The sequence below is a fragment of the Rhizobium sp. AN5 genome, assembly GCF_900215255.1.
Lineage (GTDB): Bacteria > Pseudomonadota > Alphaproteobacteria > Rhizobiales > Rhizobiaceae > Agrobacterium > Agrobacterium tumefaciens.
In genome coordinates, this window is record NZ_OCMJ01000004.1 from 2554269 (window position 1) to 2576471 (window position 22203).

The 22203-nt window shown below is 58.8% G+C and carries 19 protein-coding genes; 11 read left to right on the forward strand and 8 right to left on the reverse strand.

Annotated features, from left to right (window positions below; translation table 11 throughout):
• The first annotated feature begins 16 nt into the window (after window positions 1–16).
• The gene (locus CRP02_RS25100) at window positions 17–721 is read left to right on the forward strand and encodes a DUF1013 domain-containing protein (protein WP_003516519.1); all 705 of its coding nucleotides are present in this window, start codon (window positions 17–19) and stop codon (window positions 719–721) included.
• 107 nt (window positions 722–828) lie between these two features.
• On the opposite strand, the gene CRP02_RS25105 is transcribed toward CRP02_RS25100, so the two are convergent.
• Window positions 829–1488: a YggS family pyridoxal phosphate-dependent enzyme gene (locus tag CRP02_RS25105; protein ID WP_097172597.1), complete on the reverse strand. Its 660-nt coding sequence runs from the start codon at window positions 1486–1488 to the stop codon at window positions 829–831.
• Window positions 1489–1681: 193 nt separating this feature from the next.
• Here CRP02_RS25105 and leuS point away from each other — a divergent pair, with 193 nt between their 5' ends.
• From leuS to holA, 3 genes are read left to right on the forward strand one after another with little or no spacing between them, the layout of a single operon-like run.
• Complete coding sequence (gene leuS / locus CRP02_RS25110; RefSeq protein WP_097172598.1) at window positions 1682–4312, forward strand: leucine--tRNA ligase; 2631 nt, start codon at window positions 1682–1684, stop codon at window positions 4310–4312.
• A 46-nt stretch (window positions 4313–4358) separates the two neighbouring features.
• Window positions 4359–4850 carry an LPS assembly lipoprotein LptE gene (gene lptE, locus CRP02_RS25115; protein ID WP_003516512.1) on the forward strand — a complete coding sequence of 164 codons (492 nt, stop codon included), beginning with the start codon at window positions 4359–4361 and terminating at the stop codon, window positions 4848–4850.
• A gap of 11 nt (window positions 4851–4861) precedes the next feature.
• Window positions 4862–5899, forward strand: coding sequence for a DNA polymerase III subunit delta (gene holA / locus CRP02_RS25120; RefSeq protein WP_097100990.1), 1038 nt, complete (start codon window positions 4862–4864; stop codon window positions 5897–5899).
• Between the two features lie 86 nt (window positions 5900–5985).
• On the opposite strand, the gene fdxA is transcribed toward holA, so the two are convergent.
• The 4 genes from fdxA to CRP02_RS25145 all read right to left on the reverse strand — a co-directional run bounded on the left by fdxA (window position 5986) and on the right by CRP02_RS25145 (window position 11803).
• The gene (gene fdxA / locus CRP02_RS25125) at window positions 5986–6324 is read right to left on the reverse strand and encodes a ferredoxin FdxA (protein WP_003516508.1); all 339 of its coding nucleotides are present in this window, start codon (window positions 6322–6324) and stop codon (window positions 5986–5988) included.
• A 158-nt stretch (window positions 6325–6482) separates the two neighbouring features.
• Complete coding sequence (locus CRP02_RS25130) at window positions 6483–6899, reverse strand: RNA-binding S4 domain-containing protein (RefSeq protein ID WP_013636959.1); 417 nt, start codon at window positions 6897–6899, stop codon at window positions 6483–6485.
• A 3-nt stretch (window positions 6900–6902) separates the two neighbouring features.
• Window positions 6903–9989 carry a helicase-related protein gene (locus CRP02_RS25135; RefSeq protein ID WP_097100992.1) on the reverse strand — a complete coding sequence of 1029 codons (3087 nt, stop codon included), beginning with the start codon at window positions 9987–9989 and terminating at the stop codon, window positions 6903–6905.
• Window positions 9990–10450: 461 nt separating this feature from the next.
• Window positions 10451–11803, reverse strand: a complete 1353-nt coding sequence (locus CRP02_RS25145) for a ubiquinone biosynthesis hydroxylase (protein ID WP_414896242.1) — start codon at window positions 11801–11803, stop codon at window positions 10451–10453.
• On the opposite strand from CRP02_RS25145, the gene tesB reads away from it, so the two are divergent.
• From tesB to CRP02_RS25175, 6 genes are all read left to right on the forward strand, one after another.
• The gene (gene tesB / locus CRP02_RS25150; protein WP_065662955.1) at window positions 11752–12636 is read left to right on the forward strand and encodes an acyl-CoA thioesterase II; all 885 of its coding nucleotides are present in this window, start codon (window positions 11752–11754) and stop codon (window positions 12634–12636) included. The two genes, CRP02_RS25145 and tesB, sit on opposite strands and share 52 nt — an antisense overlap.
• Window positions 12637–12847: 211 nt before the next feature.
• On the forward strand, window positions 12848–13198 hold the full coding sequence (locus CRP02_RS25155) for a P-II family nitrogen regulator (RefSeq protein WP_019565993.1): 351 nt from the start codon (window positions 12848–12850) through the stop codon (window positions 13196–13198).
• Window positions 13199–13226: 28 nt separating this feature from the next.
• Window positions 13227–14576: an ammonium transporter gene (locus CRP02_RS25160; RefSeq protein WP_003516494.1), complete on the forward strand. Its 1350-nt coding sequence runs from the start codon at window positions 13227–13229 to the stop codon at window positions 14574–14576.
• Window positions 14577–14793: 217 nt separating this feature from the next.
• Window positions 14794–17469 carry a DNA translocase FtsK gene (locus CRP02_RS25165; protein WP_179784126.1) on the forward strand — a complete coding sequence of 892 codons (2676 nt, stop codon included), beginning with the start codon at window positions 14794–14796 and terminating at the stop codon, window positions 17467–17469.
• Window positions 17470–17624: 155 nt separating this feature from the next.
• Window positions 17625–18299, forward strand: coding sequence for an outer membrane lipoprotein carrier protein LolA (locus CRP02_RS25170; protein ID WP_097172923.1), 675 nt, complete (start codon window positions 17625–17627; stop codon window positions 18297–18299).
• A 165-nt stretch (window positions 18300–18464) separates the two neighbouring features.
• Window positions 18465–19268, forward strand: a complete 804-nt coding sequence (locus CRP02_RS25175; protein ID WP_097172600.1) for an exodeoxyribonuclease III — start codon at window positions 18465–18467, stop codon at window positions 19266–19268.
• A gap of 18 nt (window positions 19269–19286) precedes the next feature.
• On the opposite strand, the gene CRP02_RS25180 is transcribed toward CRP02_RS25175, so the two are convergent.
• Both CRP02_RS25180 and CRP02_RS25185 read right to left on the reverse strand, forming a co-directional pair.
• Complete coding sequence (locus CRP02_RS25180) at window positions 19287–19742, reverse strand: cyclic nucleotide-binding domain-containing protein (protein ID WP_003516486.1); 456 nt, start codon at window positions 19740–19742, stop codon at window positions 19287–19289.
• Between the two features lie 117 nt (window positions 19743–19859).
• Window positions 19860–20543, reverse strand: a complete 684-nt coding sequence (locus CRP02_RS25185; RefSeq protein ID WP_003492637.1) for a response regulator transcription factor — start codon at window positions 20541–20543, stop codon at window positions 19860–19862.
• A gap of 286 nt (window positions 20544–20829) precedes the next feature.
• On the opposite strand from CRP02_RS25185, the gene CRP02_RS25190 reads away from it, so the two are divergent.
• The gene (locus CRP02_RS25190; protein ID WP_097172924.1) at window positions 20830–21333 is read left to right on the forward strand and encodes a L,D-transpeptidase family protein; all 504 of its coding nucleotides are present in this window, start codon (window positions 20830–20832) and stop codon (window positions 21331–21333) included.
• 62 nt (window positions 21334–21395) lie between these two features.
• Here CRP02_RS25190 and CRP02_RS25195 read toward each other — a convergent pair whose 3' ends face one another.
• Window positions 21396–21965 carry a CarD family transcriptional regulator gene (locus CRP02_RS25195; RefSeq protein ID WP_097172601.1) on the reverse strand — a complete coding sequence of 190 codons (570 nt, stop codon included), beginning with the start codon at window positions 21963–21965 and terminating at the stop codon, window positions 21396–21398.
• Window positions 21966–22203 lie beyond the last annotated feature (238 nt).

A 22203-nucleotide genomic window follows, 5' to 3' on the forward strand; every position in this document is an offset into this window, starting at 1 on the left:
CAGAAGGACTGTATCTATGGCTCAACAATTGCTCATGCCAAAAGCTACGGCTGTATGGCTGGTAGACAACACCGCGCTGTCGTTCGATCAGATCGCCACGTTCTGCAAACTGCATCCGCTCGAAGTCAAGGCAATCGCCGACGGTGAAGCCGCGCAGGGCATCAAGGGCCTCGACCCGATCGCGACCGGACAGCTTTCCCGCGACGAGATCGCCCGCGCTGAAGGCAACCCCAACCACAAGCTCAAGCTTTCCGAGCCAAAGGTTCGTGTGCCGGAATCCAAGCGCCGTGGCCCGCGCTACACGCCGGTTTCCAAGCGTCAGGATCGTCCGAACGCCATTCTCTGGCTGGTCCGCAATCATCCTGAGCTGAAGGATGCGCAGATTTCGCGCCTCGTTGGCACCACCAAATCCACCATCGAGCAGATCCGCGACCGCACCCACTGGAACTCGGCAAACCTCACCCCGATGGACCCGGTAACGCTTGGCCTTTGCAGCCAGATCGATCTCGATCTCGAAGTTGAACGCGCATCGCGCGGCCGACCGCTGCCTACAGCGGAAGAGCTTGGCAACACGCTGCAGCCGGCAACGGCGACGGAAGGTCTGGATTACAACTTCCAGCGCGACGAAGAAGAAAAGCAGATCGACGCGGACGCCGTCTTCAAGAAGCTCAGCTCGCTGAAATCGGCTCCGAAGGACGAAGACGAGGACGATCACTACTGATCGAAAGTCTTTCCGTTTATGAAACCCGGCCATCGTGCCGGGTTTTTTGTTTTCAGAGCTTCAGGGCCTTTCCAGTAAACCGGCTATGCGCTTTTACCGGAAATGCTCTAGCGGGCACCGAAGATTGCCGAGCCGACACGCACGCTGGTGGCGCCGAATTCTATCGCCGTCTCGAAGTCCCCCGACATGCCCATGGAAAGCTTCTCGAGGCCGCATTGGCTGGCAAGCTTCGCCAGAAGCGCAAAATGCGGGCCGGGATTTTCATCCGCAGGCGGAATGCACATCAGGCCCTCGACCGACAATTTCAGCTCGTCCCGGCAAAAAGCCACGAAGGCGACGGTCTCGCGTGGATCGATGCCCGCCTTCTGTGGCTCCAGCCCTGTATTGACCTGCACATAAAAACGAAGGCTGCGGCCCTGTCTGCCGCATTCCTCGGAAAGCGCACGGGCGATCTTTTCCCGATCAACGCTCTGTACGACGTCGAACAGCGCAACGGCATCCGCCGCCTTGTTGGATTGCAGCGGCCCGATCAGGTGCAGCTCTATACCCGATGTCTTTTCTTTAAGCGCAGGCCACTTGCCCTGCGCTTCCTGTACGCGGTTCTCGCCGAACACGCGCTGGCCGCTATCGATCACCGGCTGGATCTCTTGCGCATCGAACGTCTTCGAGACGGCGACGAGAGAAACATCCGTCGCCTTGCGGCCGGACTTTTCCGCTGTCTCCGCTATGCGTTGCCTGACATCCTCAAGACGTGCTTCGATTTCCATCACAGGACCTCTATTTGAAACATTCTGAACGCTAACTAGACGCCGATTGCCTTGATGCCAAGCGGGTTTAGCACCATTTGAGGCACGCTGGCCAAGATTGAACGCCCGGAGGCCCCGCCAAACTTGACGCCCCGGTCGTTTCATGGTGAAGGTCAGCGCAAATTTTTCCCCTCGATACCCGGAATTCTAAACAATGGCCATCGAACGTTACAATCCTCGCGACGCCGAGCCGCGCTGGCAGCAGAAATGGAACGAAGACAAGGTTTTCGTGACCGACAACAGCGATCCGCGTGAGAAGTATTACGTTCTAGAGATGTTTCCCTACCCGTCGGGACGCATTCACATGGGCCACGTCCGCAACTACGCGATGGGCGATGTCGTTGCGCGCTACAAGCGCGCGCGCGGCTTCAACGTTCTGCACCCCATGGGCTGGGACGCCTTCGGCATGCCTGCCGAAAACGCGGCTATGCAGAACAAGGTTCACCCGAAGGACTGGACCTATCAGAACATCGCCACCATGCGTGGCCAGCTGAAATCCATGGGCCTGTCGCTGGACTGGACCCGCGAATTTGCGACCTGCGATGTGGAATATTACCACCGCCAGCAGGCGCTGTTCGTCGATTTCATGGAAAAGGGTCTGGTCTACCGCAAGCAGTCGAAGGTCAACTGGGATCCGGTCGACCATACCGTTCTGGCCAATGAGCAGGTCATCGACGGCCGCGGCTGGCGTTCCGGCGCGCTGGTCGAACAGCGCGAATTGACGCAATGGTTCTTCCGCATCACCGATTTCAGCCAGGATCTGCTGGACGAGCTGGACACGCTGGATCAGTGGCCGGAAAAAGTACGCCTGATGCAGAAGAACTGGATCGGCCGCTCCGAAGGCCTGTCGCTGCGCTGGCAGACCGTTGCTGGCACAGTGCCGGAAGGCTTTTCCGACATCACCGTTTATACCACGCGTCCCGACACCCTGTTTGGCGCATCCTTCCTGGCAATCGCCGCCGACCATCCGCTGGCGAGAGAGCTGTCGGAGAAGAACCCTGACATTGCCGAGTTCTGCGACGAATGCCGCCGCCATGGCACGTCTCTCGCAGCGCTGGAAACAGCGGAAAAGAAGGGTATCGATACCGGCGTCAAGGTCGTGCATCCGCTGGACCCGACGTGGGAACTGCCGGTCTATGTCGCCAACTTCGTGCTGATGGACTACGGCACCGGCGCGATATTCGGCTGCCCTTCGGGTGACCAGCGCGATCTGGATTTCGCCCGTAAATACGATCTGCCGGTGGTGGCCGTCGTTGCGCCGGAAGGCCCCGATGCTGCCAGCTTCACCATTGACGACATCGCCTTCACCGATGATGGCGTGATGATCAACTCCGGCTTCCTGAACGGCATGAACACGACTGACGCCTTTGAGGCGGTCGTGCAGAAGCTCTCTGCCCAGACGCTGGGCGACACGCCACAGGCCGAGCGCAAGGTCAATTTCCGCCTGCGCGACTGGGGCATTTCCCGCCAGCGTTACTGGGGTTGCCCGATACCCGTCATCCATTGCGAAGTCTGCGGCGTAGTTCCGGTTCCGAAGAAGGACCTGCCGGTCAAGCTGCCCGACGACGTGACTTTCGACGTGCCCGGCAACCCACTGGATCGCCACCCCACATGGCGTCACGTTGCCTGCCCGCAATGCGGCCATGACGCACGCCGTGAAACCGACACGATGGACACATTCGTCGATTCCAGCTGGTACTACACGCGCTTCACCGCGCCTTGGGAAGATGAGCCGACGGATCCGAAGGCCGCAAACCACTGGCTGCCGGTGGACCAGTATATCGGCGGCATCGAGCATGCTATTCTGCACTTGCTCTATTCGCGCTTCTTCACCCGCGCCATGCGCGAGACCGGCCATGTCGGCGTCAAGGAGCCCTTCAAGGGCCTGTTCACGCAGGGCATGGTTGTGCACGAGACCTACAGCCACGGTGAAGGCCTGACCCGTGAATGGGTAGCGCCCGCCGACCTGCGCATCGAAGAGACTGATGGTGCCCGCCGGGCATTCCTCTTGTCCTCCGGTGCGGAAGTGAAGATCGGCTCGATCGAGAAGATGTCGAAGTCGAAGAAGAACGTGGTCGACCCGGATGACATCATCGCATCCTACGGTGCGGATACCGCTCGCTTCTTCGTCCTGTCGGATTCCCCGCCCGACCGCGACGTCATCTGGTCCGAAGCCGGTGTGGAAGGCTCAAACCGCTTCGTACAGCGCGTCTGGCGCATCATCGGCGAAGTCGCGACCGAACTGAAGAGCGTCACGCCGAAGCCCGCGAGCGAGGGCGAGGGCCTGGCAGTATCCAAGGCAGCCCACAAGACGCTGAAGGCCGTTCAGGAGGATCTGGACAAGCTTGCCTTCAACAAGGCAATCGCCCGCATCTACGAACTGGTCAACGCGCTCGCAGCTCCGCTGGCGGATGTCGCGGCTGGTGGCAAGCCTGATGATGTCAAGGCGGCGGCGCGTGATGCCGTCGAAATCCTCATTCGCATCATCGCCCCCATGACGCCGCATCTGGCCGAAGAATGCTGGTCGGCGCTGGGCAACGAGGGTCTCGTCGCCCAAACACCGTGGCCAACTTTTGTGCCCTCGCTGGTCGAGGAAAACGATGTGGTCATGCCCGTTCAGGTCAACGGCAAGAAGCGCGGCGAATTGACAATCGCGCGCGATGCGGATCAAGATGCGGTCCGAGCGGCTGCCCTTGCGCTGGATGCCGTCAAATCCATTCTTGCCGGTGGCGAGCCCAAAAAAGTCATCGTGGTTCCGCAGAGGATTGTGAACATTGTTGTCTGACGTTTTTTCGAGATGGAGCCGCGTTGCGGCAGCAGTTTCCGTCGTGATGATGGCCGGTCTTCTGGCAGGCTGCCAGGTCCGCCCGCTTTACGGCGAGGCTTCCGGAACCAAGGAGAGACTGGCGGCTGTCAGCATCTCGAATGCCGGCGACCGCATAACGCAGGAAGTGCGCAATCAGCTGATCTTCCTGGTGTCCGGCGGTGCGGGTGAACCGGCTACGGCTCAGTACAACGTCAAGTTATCTGTAAGCTCGAGCGCCACGTCCACGGAAGTCGAGAACTACGATCTGACGACCCGTACCAACAGCAATTATAACGGCCCTTACCCAGGCCGTGTTGTGATGAACGGCAATTACGTCCTGACGCGTATTTCCGATGGCCAGATCCTGCGCTCTGCGCGGCGTAGCGTAACGGCGCAGGTGGATCTGCCACAGCAGGAATTCGCCAAGATCAGGGCGATCCGCGACGCAGAAAACCGTGCGGCCCGGGAACTGGCTGAAATCATCCGTACCGATATCGCTGCCACCCTTGGCCGCTGAGAGCGGCGGCCGTGGCAGAGATAAAATCGCATGAATTTGAGCGCTTCGCCGAAAATCCGGCGGAGCGCTTTCGCGTTTTCGTGCTCTACGGCCCGGATCGCGGCCTCGTGTCGGAGCGGGCCAACCTCATCGCCAAAAAGACCGGCATTGACCCAGATGACGCCTTTGCATCGTTGAAACTGAGCGCATCCGACCTGCAGGGCGATCCCGGCCGCCTTCTCGACGAGGTGAACGCCATCGGCCTTTTCGGTGGCGAAAAACTCGTCTGGATCAAAAGTGCCTCGGCTGAAAAGGCGCTGTTGGATGCTCTCCAGATTCTGGCTGAGACGCCACCCGAAGCGAGCTTCCTCATCATCGAGGCCGGCGACATCAAAAAAGGCACGGGCCTGCGCAAGATCGCAGAACCCGCGCGCTCTATCGCAGCAATCCCGTGTTATGCGGATGACGCCCGTTCGTTGAATGCGTTGATCGATCAGGAACTGTCTGCCGACAATCTGCGCATTGCTCCGGCCGCACGGCAGAGGCTGATCGAGCAGTTGGGCGGCGACCGTATTGCCTCGCGCAACGAGATCCGCAAACTTGCGCTCTATTGCCGTGGCGCAGAGGTGATCGAGGAAGATGATGTGCTGGCAATCATCGGCGATGCCAGCACGGTTTCGGCTGACGACGCCGTCGATGCCATCCTGAAGGGCGACAGAAACGCCTTTTTCCACGCGACCCAGAAGATCGTCTCGTCGAAGACGCCGATCTTTCTCGTGCTTCAGGGATGCCTCAAGCAATTTCAGTTGCTGGATCAGATGCGCGCCGAAATGGACGAAAAAAAGCAGCAGGCCGGGCAGGTCATGCAAACGCTTGGACGCCACATCCATTTTCGCAGGAAACCAGTGATCGAACGGGCGTTGCGAACCTGGCAGCCAGCGGCGATCGCCCGTGAGATGAACCGCCTGCAAGCGGCCATATTGCAAAGCCGCCAGCGCCAAAGCCTGGAAGACAGCGTGGCGCTTTTGACCCTGCTATCAACCACACTGCAATCCGGCCGCGGCGGATAACTCGCTGAGGGTCGGCAAAAAGCCCTCACGCTGGCGCTGCGAGGGCTTTTAAAATCATGACACCAAGGACACCGGTCGTTGAGAACTCAGTCGCCCTTACCCGGCTCGGCAGAGAAATAAAGCTCGAGCTTGCCTGTCACGCCATCCATTTCCTTGGCTTCCGGCAAGGGGTCGCGCTTGATGGTGATATTCGGCCAGATCGCCGCGTATTCCGTATTCAGCTTCAGCCACTTGTCGAGACCCGGCTCAGTGTCGGGCTTGATCGCTTCGGCAGGACATTCCGGTTCGCACACACCACAATCGATGCATTCGTCAGGATTGATAGCGAGGAAATTTTCACCCTCGTAAAAGCAGTCGACAGGGCAGACTTCAACGCAATCGGTATATTTGCAGCGGATGCAATTGTCGGTCACGACATATGTCATGATGAACTCCAGAATATGCAGGCCGGGTCTGTGGGCTTCGGAACACAAGCCGTCGCCCGGAATTCAGACAGGGCAATTTTGCAAGTGAGGTAATGCCTTTGCCTTCAGATAGCAAGGATAAACAATTCTGAAAAACCGCTAAGACTTGAAGGTTTATTCTATTCTTTGTTTCCGTCGCTGTCCGACAGGAACCTGTCGAGCGCCCTGCGCTCTTTTTTGGTGGGGCGACCGCTTCCCGGCTGACGTATCGCCTGCTCAAGGGGGCTCAGCCTGTCGGAAGGCTCACGCGGCGGCGTCAGATCGTCGTAGAGAAGTCTGGCCTCTTCATAGGGCCCGCGCCGCTCGCCCCCGGATTTGACGACAAGCACCTTGTCCATGCGCTCGAAACCGATATCGAGCCTGTCACCAGCCTTTACCAGATGGCTGGGCTGGCGAATGGAGACACCGTTGACCTTGACCTTGCCTGACTGAATGTAGCTCTGGGCAAGTGAACGGGATTTGGCCATGCGGGCAAAGAACAGCCACTTGTCCAGACGCTGACGCGTGCTTTCGAGTGGCTGTTCGTTGCTCCCCATAGCTTACTTCTTCAGCTGCTCCTTGAGAGCAGCAAGCTTGGCGAAGGGCGAATCCGGATCGATCGGCTTTTCCTTACGCGGCGGCTTGGCTTCGAAACGCTGCTGACCCTGCGGTTTCCCGCCACGGTCGTTGCGGTCCGGCCTGTCCTTGCGCTCCCCGCGATCCTGACGATCATTATTGCGGTTGTTGCCACGGTCTGGACGTCCGCCATCACGCTTGCGCTCGCCGTCACCGCCACGATTGGCAGCCTCGCGATTTGCTCCGTCACGATTATCGCGACGGCCTTCGCCACGACGTTCACCCTGTTCGCGTGGCGCCTGATCGCGACCCTCGCCACGGCCTTGACCGCGATTGCCGGGACGACGGTTTTCACCACGCTGGTTTTCGTTGCGACCACCCGGACGCCACAGAAGAACAGGCTTCGGCTCGGCAGCCTCGGCGCTTTCCGTCGGCGCAGCCTCGCTAACAGCAGCCTCTTGGCCCACAGCTTCCGCAACCGGCGCTTCTTCAGCTGTTTCGACAGTCGTCGTCTCGGAAACCTGCTCTTCTGAAGCCGGTTCCTCGTGTTCGGTCTCTGCGCTCTCGTCTTCCGTCACCGCTTCAGAAGCGGCCGGAGCGGCAGCACCGGTCTGGCTGGCGAGGAAGGCCTGCGCCTCTTCCGCCGTTACCTGATCGGCACGATAACCGAGACCCTTGAGGATTTCTTCCATGTCGTCGAGCGTTGCGCCGAGAATGGAAAGCATCGCGGTCGTCGTCGTGAAACGGCGGCCGTCATAAGCGCCCTCCGGACGCGGCTGCTGGCCGGGCTTCCACTGCAGCAGCGGACGGATGAGATCGGCCAGACGCTCGAGAATGTCGATACGCACGGCGCGCTTTCCGAGGAAACGGAAACCGGCGAGCTTGTAGAACATCCGCTCGAAGGTGGGGTCCGTCACGACTGAGGTGCGACCGGCGGCCAGCACCGGAATGAGATCGCCGTAACCCGGCTTACCGAGACCATCGTTCTTCAGCGCCCAGAGCAGCGTGACAAGCTCCGCCGGAGCGGGCTTGAGAAGCGCGGGCAGGAAGACGTGATAGGCACCGAAACGCACGCCGTAGCGGCGCATGGAGGCGCGTGCGTCCTGATCCAGCGACTTCACGTCTTCGGTGACGTCGCGGCGGAACAGGACACCGAGATTTTCAACCAGCTGGAACGCCAGACCCTTCGCCAGACCCTGAAGGTCTTCGGCGCGCGAAATATCGTCCAGCGGCTTCAGCACGGTCGCAATCTGATGATTGACGAAACGTTCGACGCGCGCCAGCGCATGATCGCGGGCATTGCCGCTCAACTGCTCGTCGGCAAAGAGGATCACGCGCGGCTTCATGATATTGTCGCCTGCCGAAAGGCGGGCCACCGGCTCGCCCAACCAGCGAACCAGACCATCGGAGCTCAAAGCGAGATCACCGTTTCCGCTGGCGTGCAGACGCGCGGCACGCGCCTCGTATTCGAGCGCGAGCGCCTTCTGCGCAGCAGCCTGCACGGCCTTCTGATCCGGCCCTTCCATTCCCGGCACCGGCGTGAACCGGAACCCGGCCAACTGGCCGACGTGATGTCCTTCTACGAAGACATCACCATTTACACTGATTTCAGCTTCAAGCATCGCATTCTCTCTCAGGCGCCTCATGAGCACAGATGTCCTGCGATCAACAAAGCGTTTCGTCAACCTTTCATGTAGAGCATCGGACAATCGATCTTCGATTTCCCGCGTCTTTTCTTGCCAGTGTGTCGGATCGGCAAGCCATCCTGGGCGGTTCGATACATAAGTCCATGTTCTGATCTGCGCAATCCTTGCAGACAAGGTATCGATCTCTCCATCGGTACGATCGGCGCGACGCACCTGTTCGCCCATGAAATCTTCGTTCACCGTGCCACGTTTTACCAGATCGAAATAGAGCGTTGAGATCAGATCAGCATGTTGAGCGGGCGCTATGCGGCGATAATCCGGAAGCGCGCAGGCCTCCCAGAGTTTTTCCACCCGCGCCTCCGTCGTCGCCACGTCGATGATTTCAGGGTAGCGCGACAGATATTCGAGCGCCTGCTGGTCGATCGCCGGCAAGGCCCGTGACAGGCCCTGGATCGCCGGGGCGGCATCGAGGCTCAGACGCAGATTGGCGATGGAGGAAAAATCGAAATTTTTCGTCCGCCATTGCAGCACCTTCACCGAGTCGAACTGATGGGTTTCGATACGCTCCACCAACTCGTCGTCAAATGGATCGACGCGCCCCGTCACACCGAACGTGCCATCGCGAAGATGGCGGCCGGCGCGGCCAGCGATCTGGCCGATTTCCCCCGGATTGAGATTGCGGAACTGATAACCGTCGAACTTGCGGTCCTGCGCAAAGGCGACATGATCGACATCGAGGTTGAGGCCCATGCCGATGGCATCAGTCGCCACGAGATATTCGACGTCGCCGGACTGGTAGAGCCCCACCTGGGCGTTGCGCGTACGCGGCGAAAGCGCGCCCATCACAACGGCTGCGCCACCACGCTGGCGGCGCACCAGCTCGGCAATGGCATAGACCTCTTCCGCCGAAAAGGCGACGATTGCCGTGCGTTGCGGCAGGCGGGTTATCTTCTTCTGGCCGGCATAAAAAAGCTGCGACAGGCGCGGACGTTCGACCACGGTAATTCCCGGCAGCAGCTTTTCGAGGATCGGGCGCATCGTGCCCGCACCCAGAAGCAGCGTTTCCTCCCGCCCGCGCAGATGCAGCACGCGGTCGGTAAAGATATGCCCGCGCTCCAGATCACCGGCCAGCTGCACTTCGTCGATGGCGACGAATGCGGCCGTTGTCTCGCGCGGCATGGCCTCCACCGTGCAGACGGAATATTTGGCTTTCGGAGGGGCAATCTTTTCTTCGCCGGTTATCAGCGCCACATTCGGCGCACCCACCTTTTCGACAAGACGGGTATAGACCTCACGCGCCAGAAGGCGCAGCGGAAGGCCGATGACACCGTTGCCATGTGCCACCATCCGCTCGATGGCGTAATGGGTCTTGCCGGTATTGGTGGGGCCGAGAACGGCCGTGACACCGCGGCCGCTCAGGATCATGGGGCGAGAATTCAACGTACTATCCGTGAATCGACTTCATCTGCTTGCTGTGCCGCCCGCCATTCACTGATACGGGCCGCACACGCACCACACATGGCAACGCCCGCCGACAAAGGCAATAGGCCTTGTCCGCAAAGTGGTAAGAGGTCCTTCCCCGGCGGAATTTTCCGTTTTGATTCAAATAGTTGAAATATTAAAAAGAATCCGGCGAAACCGGAATCGATTCGGATACGGAACAGTCTGCGAACGAATCGAATACGAATCGCTGACTCCACCGGATTCAGCTTTTGTTCTCCGCAACATCTGGTTGGCAGATGCCTGCCCTATACCAGATTGTGAATCCGGGTAAGTCCTTGTCCGGATTCAGCTTTGCGGCACCGGCTTCCGGCGGAAAATACCGGAATCGACTGTCAAGCGGCAATCGCTGGAAAGCCGTTCCGGCACAGGCACGAAAGGCAGTATCAGAGCGCCTCGCCGGCAAGCAGGCGCGGCGCGCCCGCATCTGTCGTGCCGGCAGCCTGACCGATGAAATAGGATTTCAGACCCGGCAAACGATCGACCACACCCAGACCGAAATCACGCATGACGCGAATGGGACCGACATCATTGGAGAAAAGCCGGTTCAGCACATCCGTCGTCACACCCATCCGCAACGTGTCGAAACGCCGCCAGGACTGGTAACGGTCGAGAACGTTGAGAGAGCCAATATCAAGGCCGAGACGGTCGGCCTCGACCACGGTTTCGGCCAGTGCCGCAACATCCTTGAAGCCGAGATTGAGGCCCTGACCGGAAATCGGGTGAATTCCATGCGCCGCATCGCCGGCAAGTGCAAAACGTGGCGCGACGAAGGAACGCGCCAGCGTCAAGCCCAGCGGAAAGGCGCGACGGGGACCGACGGGACGGACCGGACCGAGCTTGTGGCCGAACCGGCGTTCAAGTTCCTCCTCGAACACCAGATCGTCGGCAGCAACCAGCCTGTCGGCATCGGCCGTACGTTCGGTCCAGACAAGCGAGGAGCGGTTCCCTTTCAAGGGAAGCACGGCGAAAGGCCCCGACGGCAGAAAATGTTCCTCCGCGCAGCCCTCATGCGACCGCTCGTGTTCAACGGTGGTGACGATCCCGGACTGATCGTAATTCCAGTGCACGGTTTTTATTCCTGCCATATCCCGCAAAGCCGAGCGGACCCCATCGCAGGCTATGAGCAGTCGCGCCTCAAGCGACGAGCCGTCGGAAAGTGAAATAGCCGTCGATTGCGGGCCGGCGGAAAAGCCGGAAACACTGAGACCATGACGGATTTCGACGCCGAGGCGCTCACACAGGCCTCGCAGCGCACCCACCATCGCGACATTCGGGACCATATGAGCGAAGGGCCTGCCCTCGTCCACCGCGCCGTCAAATGTCAAAAACACCGGGCGAACCGGATCGGCGGTCTTCGAATCGGTGACGATCATCTTGTGGATCGGCTGGGCCTCCGGCTCGATCTCGTTCCATACGCCGAAAACGTCGAGCATGCGCGTGGCCGCCGCGATAATGGCGGAGGCGCGGACGTCCTTCTTCCAGACATCCTCGGGAGCGGCTTCAACCACCTGCACATTAAGATGTCCGGCTGCCTGCTTAATTGCGACAGCAACGGAAAGGCCGACATAACCGCCGCCTGCCACCACCACGTCCAGCATCGCGCTTCTCCTCAAATCTTGTGCACGCATCATCGGCGCACTATAGACCATGTGACGTCTTCCTACAGCCGGAGCAGGCCGAAAAAATGTCGCATCCCTCGCAAACGTCAGATCCGATGGCCAATCTGATCTCCACACTCGATCTCGAGAAGCTGGAAGAAAACCTGTTTCGGGGTGAAAGCCCGCAAATCGGCTGGCAGCGCGTTTTCGGCGGCCAGGTGATCGCGCAGGCATTGATCGCCGCTCAACGAACCGTGGATGATGATCGTTTCGTTCATTCACTGCATTCCTATTTCATGCGCCCCGGCGACCCGCTGGTGCCCATCCTCTACCAGGTGGAGCGCATTCGCGACGGTGCGAGCTTCTGCACCCGGCGCGTGGTGGCCATCCAGCATGGCAAGGCGATCTTTTCCATGTCGGCGTCGTTCCAGATCGTCGAGGACGGCTTCGATCATCAGATAAGAATGCCGGATGTGACGCCGCCCGAAAAGCTGATGAGTGAAGATGAGATGCAGGCAGCCTTCCTCGCCAACGCACCCGCTTCGATCCGCAAATACTGGAGCAACAAGCGCCCGATCGAGATCAGGCCGGTTTCGCTGACCCACTATATTTCGAAAGAAAAGCTGGAACCGCAGCAGGATATCTGGGTTCGCGCTGTCGGCGATGTGCCGGATGACCCGCGTTTCCAGTCGGCCATTCTCGCTTATCTCTCGGATATGACATTGCTCGATACGTCGCTCTATGCCCACGGAACGACAATCTTCGATCCGGCCATTCAGGTGGCGAGCCTCGATCACGCCATGTGGTTCCACCGTCCCTGCCGGCTGGACGACTGGCTGCTCTACACGCAGGACAGCCCCAGCGCCTCGGGAGCACGCGGTTTGACCCGTGGCAATATTTTCACCAGACAGGGTGAACTGATCGCCTCCGTCGCACAGGAAGGTTTGATCCGCAAAAGGGCAAATGCTTAAATAATGCGCTTTTTTAAAAAATCGCACATTTAATAGACGAAAATTGCGCCACCCAATGCCCGTTTTTCAGACGCCTGTCATATAATTTTTATATTTCAATAACTTAGAAGCCACATCAAAACTGGCACGCCCTTTGAATGTATGTCCGTAGTCGCTGTTACTGATCTGCCAGCGCGAGGAGAGTCGGCTCCGTGCCGAGGACAAACAAAGGATGGGAAACCAGATGAAAATTGTGATGGCCATTATCAAGCCGTTCAAGCTGGATGAAGTGCGCGAAGCGCTCACCGGCGTCGGCATCCAAGGCCTGACCGTGACCGAGGTAAAGGGTTACGGACGCCAGAAGGGACATACCGAGATTTATCGCGGCACGGAATATGCGGTGAGCTTTCTTCCCAAACTGAAGATCGAGATCGCGGTTGCATCAGACGTCGTCGACAAGGCTGTCGAGGCAATCGCATCGGCTGCAAAAACCGGGCAGATCGGTGACGGCAAGATCTTCGTCTACTCTATCGAACAGGCCGTGCGCATCCGTACCGGCGAAACCAACACAGAAGCGCTTTGAAGCACGGCTGACAGGGAGTTTTCTAGCTATGCAACTCAACAAGTTTTCAACGCTCGGCAAACTGGGCGCCGGTGTGGCGGCCCTGATGGCCCCGGCAATCGCCTTTGCGCAGGATGCCGCGCCGGCAGTAGCAGCGGCGGCCCCCGTTCCGGAAAAAGCCGATACCGCATTCATGTATGTCGCGACGATCCTCGTGCTTTTCATGATCATTCCGGGTCTGGCCCTGTTTTATGGCGGCCTCGTGCGCACCAAGAACATGCTCTCCGTTCTCATGCAGTGCACGGTCATCGGCGCGGTCATGATGCTCGTCTGGGTAATCTACGGTTACTCCTTCGCCTTCGGCGGCGGCACCGGCCCGTATTTCGGCGGTTTCGGCAAGCTGTTCCTGTCCGGCGTTTCGCTTGACAGCACCTCGGCAACCTTCTCCCAGGGCGTCGTGATCTACGAATACACCTTCATCGCCTTCCAGATGACCTTTGCGGCCATCACGCCCGCGCTGATCATCGGTGCATTTGCGGAACGCGTGAAGTTCTCGGCAGTCATCCTGTTCACCATCCTGTGGGCCACCTTCGTCTACTTCCCGATCGCTCACATGGTCTGGGACGCGAATGGCCTGATCTTCGGCATGGGCGCACTCGACTTCGCCGGCGGCACGGTCGTTCACATCAATGCCGGCATCGCTGGCTTGATCGGCGCGATCATGGTTGGCAAGCGTACCGGCTTCGGCAAGGACATGATGGCCCCGCACTCCATGACGCTGACGCTGGTTGGCGCAGCCATGCTGTGGTTCGGCTGGTTCGGCTTCAACGCCGGCTCCAACCTCGAAGCATCTGGCGGTGCGGTTCTTGCAACCATGAACACCTTCCTCGCCACTGCAGCAGCCATCGTTTCCTGGTCGCTGGTTGAAAGCTTCACCCGCGGCAAGGCTTCCATGCTGGGCGCAGCTTCGGGCATGATCGCCGGCCTCGTCGCCGTAACGCCTGCGGCCGGTTCCGTCGGACCCATGGGCGCTATCGTTCTCGGCCTCATCGTCTCGCCGATCTGCTACTTCTTCGTCTCGGTTGTGAAGAACAAGTTCGGCTACGACGACACAGCTGACGTCTTCGGTGTCCACGGCATCGGCGGCATCATCGGCGCCCTCGGCACCGGCATCTTCACGTCGCCGCTGCTTGGCGGCACCGGCAAGGCGGACTTCTCCATCTCCTCGCAGCTCTGGACGCAGTTCGTTGCCGTCGCCATCACCATCGTATGGTGCGCAGTTGTCTCGGCAATCCTCTACAAGATCGTCGACGTGATCGTTGGTCTGCGGGTTCCGGTCGAAGCGGAACGCGAAGGTCTCGACCTTGCGACCCACGGCGAAGCCGCCTACCACTCCTGATCTCCGGGAAAAGGGGTTCTCCATCCCCTCTCCTAAAAGAAGGCCCGCTTCGGCGGGCCTTTTCTTTGCCGCAAATCCGGAAGCGGCTTTTAAAAAACCGCATGGTTAACACGACATTAACCAGCAAGCTGTTAGTTTTCCCTGTCAATCCGGGATCTGGTCAACTGCCGGATCTTGCCGAAACCACAAAAACTACGGGTTCAGGGACATGGGCAGAATGAATTCTCCGACATTCGACGGTCGTCACACGCGTTTCGTGCTGACGGCGTTTTTCGTGCGGCAGGTCATGGCTCTTGCCGGTTTTGCCTTGCTTGCCACGATTGCGCTGGGGATTACCGCACTTGCCACATGGAACGTGGCGGACCCGAGCCTGTCCTATGCGACGGGCAACCAGCCCACCAATCTTCTCGGTTACGGCGGCGCAATCTTCGCCGATATCGTGATGCAGTTCCTCGGCCTTTCCGCAATTATTGCGCTTTTGCCGGTGATTGCCTGGGCGATCGCCCTGATCGCCGGTCGCAAGTTCAATCGGATACCCGCCCGCCTCGTCGCCTGGATCGCCGGCGCCATCGTCTGCGCCGCCTCACTCGGCTGTTTTCCCGCGCCCGTGACATGGCCGCTGCCGAACGGCATCGGTGGCGTCATCGGCGATATGATCCTGCGCTTCCCAGCTCTCTTCATCGGCGCTTACCCCACCGGCACGATTGCGACGGTGCTGGGCGCGATATTCGCTGCTCCCGCCGCCTTGATGATGCTGTTTGCCGCCGGTCTTGTGGGACGCCCGGAAGATGACCTGGAACAGGAGGAACGCGCGCCGGTCGCAAACAAGGCCCGCGCCACCCGTCAGGTCGAGGAGGAAGACGATGAAGAAGGCGAAGGCTTCTTCGCCAATATTCTCGCCTTCGGCGCAATCGCACATTACTGGTACATCTCGCAGGCCCGCCTTCGCCGCCTATTCGGCCTAAAGTCGAAATCCCTGCACGGCGAATTCGAACATCCATACGATTTCAACGAATATGAATTCGGCACGCTGAACGAACCCTCTCGCCTCAAGACGGCGATCAACCGCCTCGACCAACGCGCGGAACCGTCTTTCGAAGAACGCGCCGCATCCCGTCGCCAGATGTCGCCTCCCTCCATCGCGCCCGATCATGATGCGGACGCGGACGACGAACCGTCGTTGGACGCAGACGGCCGGCGATTGCCCAACGGTATTCTCTCGGACGACGACAGCCTGGACGAGAGCGACCCGAAGTTCGTGGCAAGACAGGCACCTGGGCGCGGCCAACCCAGAATAACCGCCCCTTCCGCACGCCCGAAGCCAAGCGAGCGCGTGGCAAGGGAAGCGCAGGCCTCCTTTATTGCCGCAGACGGTTTCCAGCTGCCCACCGTGCATCTTCTGGCGGAACCCAAGAACGTCGTTCGCGACCATACGCTGAACGAGGAAGTGCTGGAGCAGAATGCCCGCCTTCTGGAAGGGGTTCTCGAGGATTTCGGCGTCAAGGGTGAAATCATTCACGTCCGCCCCGGCCCGGTCGTCACGCTCTACGAACTGGAACCAGCACCCGGCATCAAATCTTCGCGCGTCATCGGCCTTGCCGATGACATCGCCCGCTCCATGAGCGCGATCGCCGCGCGCGTTGCCGTCGTGCCTGGCCGCAACGCCATTGGCATCGAGCTTCCGAACCAGACGCGTGAAACCGTGTTCCTGCGTGAACTGGTCGGCAGCCGCGACTTTGAAAACAGCAAGGCCAAGCTCGCCATGGCGCTCGGCAAGACCATCGGCGGCGAACCCGTCATCGCCGATCTTGCCAAGATGCCGCATCTTCTCGTTGCCGGTACCACGGGTTCGGGCAAGTCGGTCGCCATCAACACCATGATCCTGTCGCTGCTTTATCGCATGTCGCCGGAGCAATGCCGCCTGATCATGATCGACCCGAAAATGCTCGAACTATCGATCTATGACGGTATTCCGCATCTGCTCTCCCCCGTCGTTACCGATCCGAAAAAAGCCGTCGTGGCGCTGAAGTGGACGGTGCGCGAGATGGAGGAGCGCTACAAGAAGATGTCGAAGATCGGTGTGCGCAACATCGATGGCTTCAACAGCCGTGTGCAGCAGGCGATCGACAAGGGCGAAATCCTCACCCGCACGGTGCAGACCGGCTTCGACCGCCAGACCGGCGAGGCGATGTACGAGACGGAAGAATTCGACCTGAAGCCCCTGCCCTATATCGTCGTCATTATCGACGAAATGGCGGATCTTATGATGGTGGCAGGCAAGGACATCGAAGGTGCCGTACAGCGCCTCGCTCAGATGGCGCGTGCCGCCGGCATCCATGTCATCATGGCAACCCAGCGTCCGTCCGTCGACGTCATCACCGGCACCATCAAGGCGAACTTCCCGACCCGCATCTCCTTCCAGGTAACGTCGAAGATCGACAGCCGCACCATTCTGGGCGAACAGGGCGCCGAGCAGCTGCTCGGTATGGGTGACATGCTTTATATGGCCGGTGGCGGCCGCATCCAGCGCGTGCACGGTCCCTTCGTCTCCGACAATGAAGTGGAAGAGATCGTCGCCTATCTCAAGACGCAAGGCACGCCGGAATATCTTGAAGCGATCACCGAGGAAGACGATGAGGAAGGCAATGGCGGCGGCCCGGCCGGCGCCGGCAATTTCTCCGATTCGGAAGACCCCTATGATCAGGCCGTGGCTGTCGTGCTGAGGGATGGCAAGGCCTCCACCTCCTACGTCCAGCGGCGTCTCGGCATCGGCTACAACCGCGCCGCCTCGCTAATCGAACGCATGGAGCAGGAAGGCATTATCGGCCCCGCCAATCATGCCGGAAAACGCGAAATACTCGTACCAACGGAAGCAGACATCATCGAGCGGTAATGCACGTCGCCCAAAAGGCTGTAGTGGTTTCGGGATAACGACATGCGTGAGGCGAAGACGGCAACCAAGCGGGGCGAAGAAGCGTTAATACACGCTTTCAACGTCATGAAGCCGCCGCCTTTATGCGGAAAATCGCTGCGATGAAGGAGAACAGAATGAACGACCTCACCACCGGCGAGATTGCTACCGCAAACACACCAGAGAACGGCGTGACGCGACGTGGCGTTCTGACGGCATTTTCCATGGCTGCGGTCATGGCCGGCCTGTCGCCGCTCACCGCATTTGCCCAGGCTGCCGGTAACAGCGCGACCGCGCAGAAAATTGCCAATCACTTCTCGTCGGTCAAAACCATGATGGGAGAGTTTGTCCAGTTTGGCCCACGCGGTGAACAGACCGGCGGCAAATTTTACATCGAACGGCCCGGCAAGCTTCGCTTCAATTATGAAGACCCCTCGCCCATGCGGGTCATCTCCGACGGCAAGAATGTCGTTATCGGCAACATGAAGCTGAAGACATGGGATTTGTATCCACTGTCAAAGACCCCGCTCAGCCTGCTTTTGTCCGACAAGATCGATCTGAGCAACCAGAAGGTCCGGAACGTGAAGGAAGAGTCGGACCTGACCACCATCGTACTGGGTGACAAGAGCGTGTTCGGCGATTCCACCATTACCCTGATGTTTGACCCGAAAACCTTCGATCTGAGGCAATGGACGACGACCGATGCCCAGAACAAGGACACGACCGTCATGATCTTCAACGTGCAGACGGGCGTTAACCTCGACGAACGCGTTTTCAACATCAACTACGAAGAAGTCCGCAAACGCGGCTAAAGGCCGGGGCGGTCCTTGGCGACAGTTCAAAAGGCGGCCCTGCGGTCGCCTTTTTTATTTTGCCGCTAAAATACATTCCCGTTTCCATCGCGATGTTATAAGCCTGCGCCCCGGAAACATGTCTCGAAACAATCGGCTTCGAGGCTATAGAAGCGGAGCACATGCATGTCGTTTTCGATAACCACCTGGAACATCAACTCGGTCAGGCTCAGAATGCCGATCGTGGAGCAGTTTCTGGTGCGTTACAAACCCGACATTCTCTGCCTGCAGGAAACGAAATGCCCGAATGGCGAGTTTCCGATGAAGCCGCTGAAGGCGCTCGGTTACGAGCACGTCATCATCCATGGCCAGAAGGGCTATCACGGTGTGGCGATCGCTTCGAAAATTCCGCTGACAGAAGATCACCGTCAGGACTATTGCGGTATAGGCGATGCACGACACATTTCCGCGATTTTTCAGGTTGGGTCGCGCCGCATACGGCTGCATAATTTTTATGTTCCGGCTGGCGGTGATGAACCCGACCGGTCGATAAACCCGAAATTCGGCCACAAGCTGGATTTCATCGAAGAGATGAAGGCGCTGCGCGCCGACGGCGTGCCCGGCACCTCGTCCATTCTCGTGGGCGATCTCAACATTGCGCCGTTTGAAAATGACGTCTGGTCGCACAAGCAACTGCTGAAGATCGTCAGCCATACGCCGGTGGAAACCGACGGCATGCTAGATATCATGAAGAAGGGCAACTGGCTCGACCTGATGCGGCTGAACGTGCCTGATAGTGAAAAGATTTATACCTGGTGGAGCTACCGCGCCAAGGATTGGGAAGCCGCAGACCGTGGCCGCCGTCTCGACCATATCTGGTCGTCGCAGGATCTCGGCCCCTCGCTTGAAAAGATCGATATCCTGCGCGAAGCACGCGGTTGGAACCGGCCATCCGACCACGTTCCGGTTACGGCCCATTTCCGTTTCTGAAGCGCTGGCTCTTTAAAATCAGGAGAAGCGGTTCTGCAAACGGGCCGCGCCCGCCGCAAGTGCGGCGATATTATCGCGAATACGTGCCGACACGATATCGGCAACCTCGGGAAACTCCTCCACCAGCCGGTGAAAGAGAATGCGCGTTATCCGGATGACCTCGGAATCCTCCGCGGCGATGGCGGTGAATTTCCTCTCACAGAGCGTGAAAAGCGCCAGCTCCGAAAGCAGCGCCCCCTTGCCCGGTGTCGCCTGCAACGCGGGTTTGCCATCCCGCCCGGCCGTGAAAAGCTCGAAATGGCCTGACGTGACCGCAAAGGCGCACTCGGCCGGGGAATGTTCCCGGAACAAAGTCTGACCCGCCGCCACGCGGCGGCGTTCCGCGCCGAAGGCGATCAGCCGCAACTGATCGTCGCTGAAGCCCGCAAACAACGGCACTTGCCCCAGAAGCATGATGTCATCCGTCAAGGCCATGTCGATTGCTACTCCAGAAAACCGCCTGCACCACTATAGCGGTTTTCGGATATCGGCCTTCAAAATACAAGATGTTAGAATATTCTGCGTCCTTTCGGACGCAGAAAGGGCGTTCGTTCAGGGAACGATCTTGTATCCGCCGTTCTCGGTCACCAGAATTTCGGCATTGGAGGGGTCTCGCTCGATCTTCTGGCGCAGACGATACACATGCGTTTCGAGCGTATGCGTCGTCACTCCGGAATTATAACCCCAGACCTCTTCCAGCAAGACGTCGCGGGTAACGACGGCGCTCCCGGCGCGGTACAGATAACGGATGATCGCCGCTTCCTTTTCCGTCAGCCGGATTTTTTTGCCGTCTTCCGTCGTCAGCAGCTTCTGGCTGGGTTTGAACTGATAGGGGCCAACGGTGAAAACCGCATCCTCGCTCTGCTCGTATTGACGCAGCTGCGCCCGGATGCGGGCCAGAAGGACGGCGAAGCGGAATGGCTTCGTCACATAATCATTGGCGCCCGCTTCGAGACCGAGAATAGTGTCGGAATCGGTATCGTGCCCGGTCAGCATGATGATCGGTGCCTTGAAGCCACCCTTGCGCAGCAGCTTCACCGCCTCGCGGCCATCCATGTCAGGAAGGCCGACATCCATGATCAGAAGATCGACCTGGGCAGTCTTTGCGGTCTGCATCGCCTGCGCAGCGTTTGCGCCGCTCAGAAGCGAGAATTCCTCATAGGGAGATAGTTGCTCAGTCAGCGTCTCCCGAAGATCGTCGTCGTCGTCCACCAAAAGGATAGTGCGAGCCGTCATTCGGATTCTCAGCCTTTCTTACTTTAGCGCATCGGCCCAAAAATCACCGTCGATTTTCGGAAAGCGCAATGCGTAGTTTAAAAGAGTTAGAGCATCCCTTGTGCCTCCGAAATAAGGCACGGCGCTCTAATTGTCAGCCAATTCAGCGGTTTGCCGATAAAAGGTCAACCCATTGCCATGATATTACGAAGTGCTATGACTTCACGTTAGATAACCTGCAAAGCAAAATCTCGTGAAAAACATGAGCAGACAGCCCGTAAAGCAACATAAACGCGCATCGACGCTCATGGTTCGGCCGGCGCCTTTGAAAATAAGCCGGGCCATCGTTCAGCTCGGGCATCTCACCTTTCCCGCAGCGATCGGGCGCAATGGCCGTACCGTGCTCAAACGCGAGGGAGATGGAAAGTCACCCATTTCCGTCACGCGCCTGCTGCACGGATTTTATCGCGGCGACCGTAACCCCGCCATCGCCACGACATTGCCGATGCACCGGACGCAGCAATCCATGCTTTGGTGCGACGAGCCACGCAGCGCCAGTTACAACAGGTTGGTCAAGTCCCCTTTCGCACTGAGCCACGAGGAGATGATGCGAAAGGACGGCCTTTATGACGTTTGCCTCGTGCTCGATTGGAACATCACGTCGAGAAGTCGGAACCGCGGTTCGGCAATCTTCATGCACATGATCCGCCCGGGATATGAGCCGACCGCCGGCTGCGTCGCTCTCCATCCCCGCGACATGAGGCGCATTCTGCCCCATATGCGCAAGGGTACGAAAATTCGCATCCTGTAGCTCAGGCACAAAAAAACCCGCCATTCTTGGCGGGTTTTTTTAAAAAAGGAGAAAGCCGGTGATTACGCGGCTTCTTCCTGAGAATCGTCCTCTTCGACGGCCTTGCCGCGCTTCGGACCCTTTGCAAGGTTGACTTCCACCAGGCGAACAGCCTCGGTTTCAGACATCTTGTTGACAGCAGCAATTTCGCGCGCCATGCGATCAAGAGCAGCTTCGTAAAGCTGACGCTCGGAATAGGACTGCTCCGGCTGGTTTTCCGCACGGTAAAGATCGCGCACAACTTCAGCAATCGCGATAAGATCGCCGGAATTGATTTTCGCATCATATTCCTGGGCGCGGCGCGACCACATGGTACGCTTCACACGCGCCTTGCCCTGCACCACTTTCAGCGCCCGCTCGACAAAATCGCCTTCGGAAAGCTTGCGCATGCCGATGCTCACGGCTTTAGCGACGGGAACTTTAAGACGCATCTTGTCTTTTTCGAAATCGATGACAAAAAGCTCAAGCTTCATGCCGGCAACTTCTTGTTCCTCGATGGCAGAAATGGTACCGACACCATGAGCGGGATACACAATCGCTTCACCGGTTTTGAAACCGTGATGTGCTGAAGATTTCTTCTGCTGGGTCGTCATTCGTTCTAAAAACTCCCTGTTACATACCCGGCAACGCCGGGGTTGGGTCGGTCAGGCCCTGATGAGACGGGGGAACCGTCAGGTGACTCCGCACTGGTCCAGCCGTGCACGCAAAAACACACCTTCCCGCATTGCGGGCTTCGATAACGTAAACGCTCGATATGTCACGGAAACCGCGTGCAAAAGAGGTGTTGCTTTCGTGGTGTTTTTGGGCACACAAATGCCACGCTGTGGATCA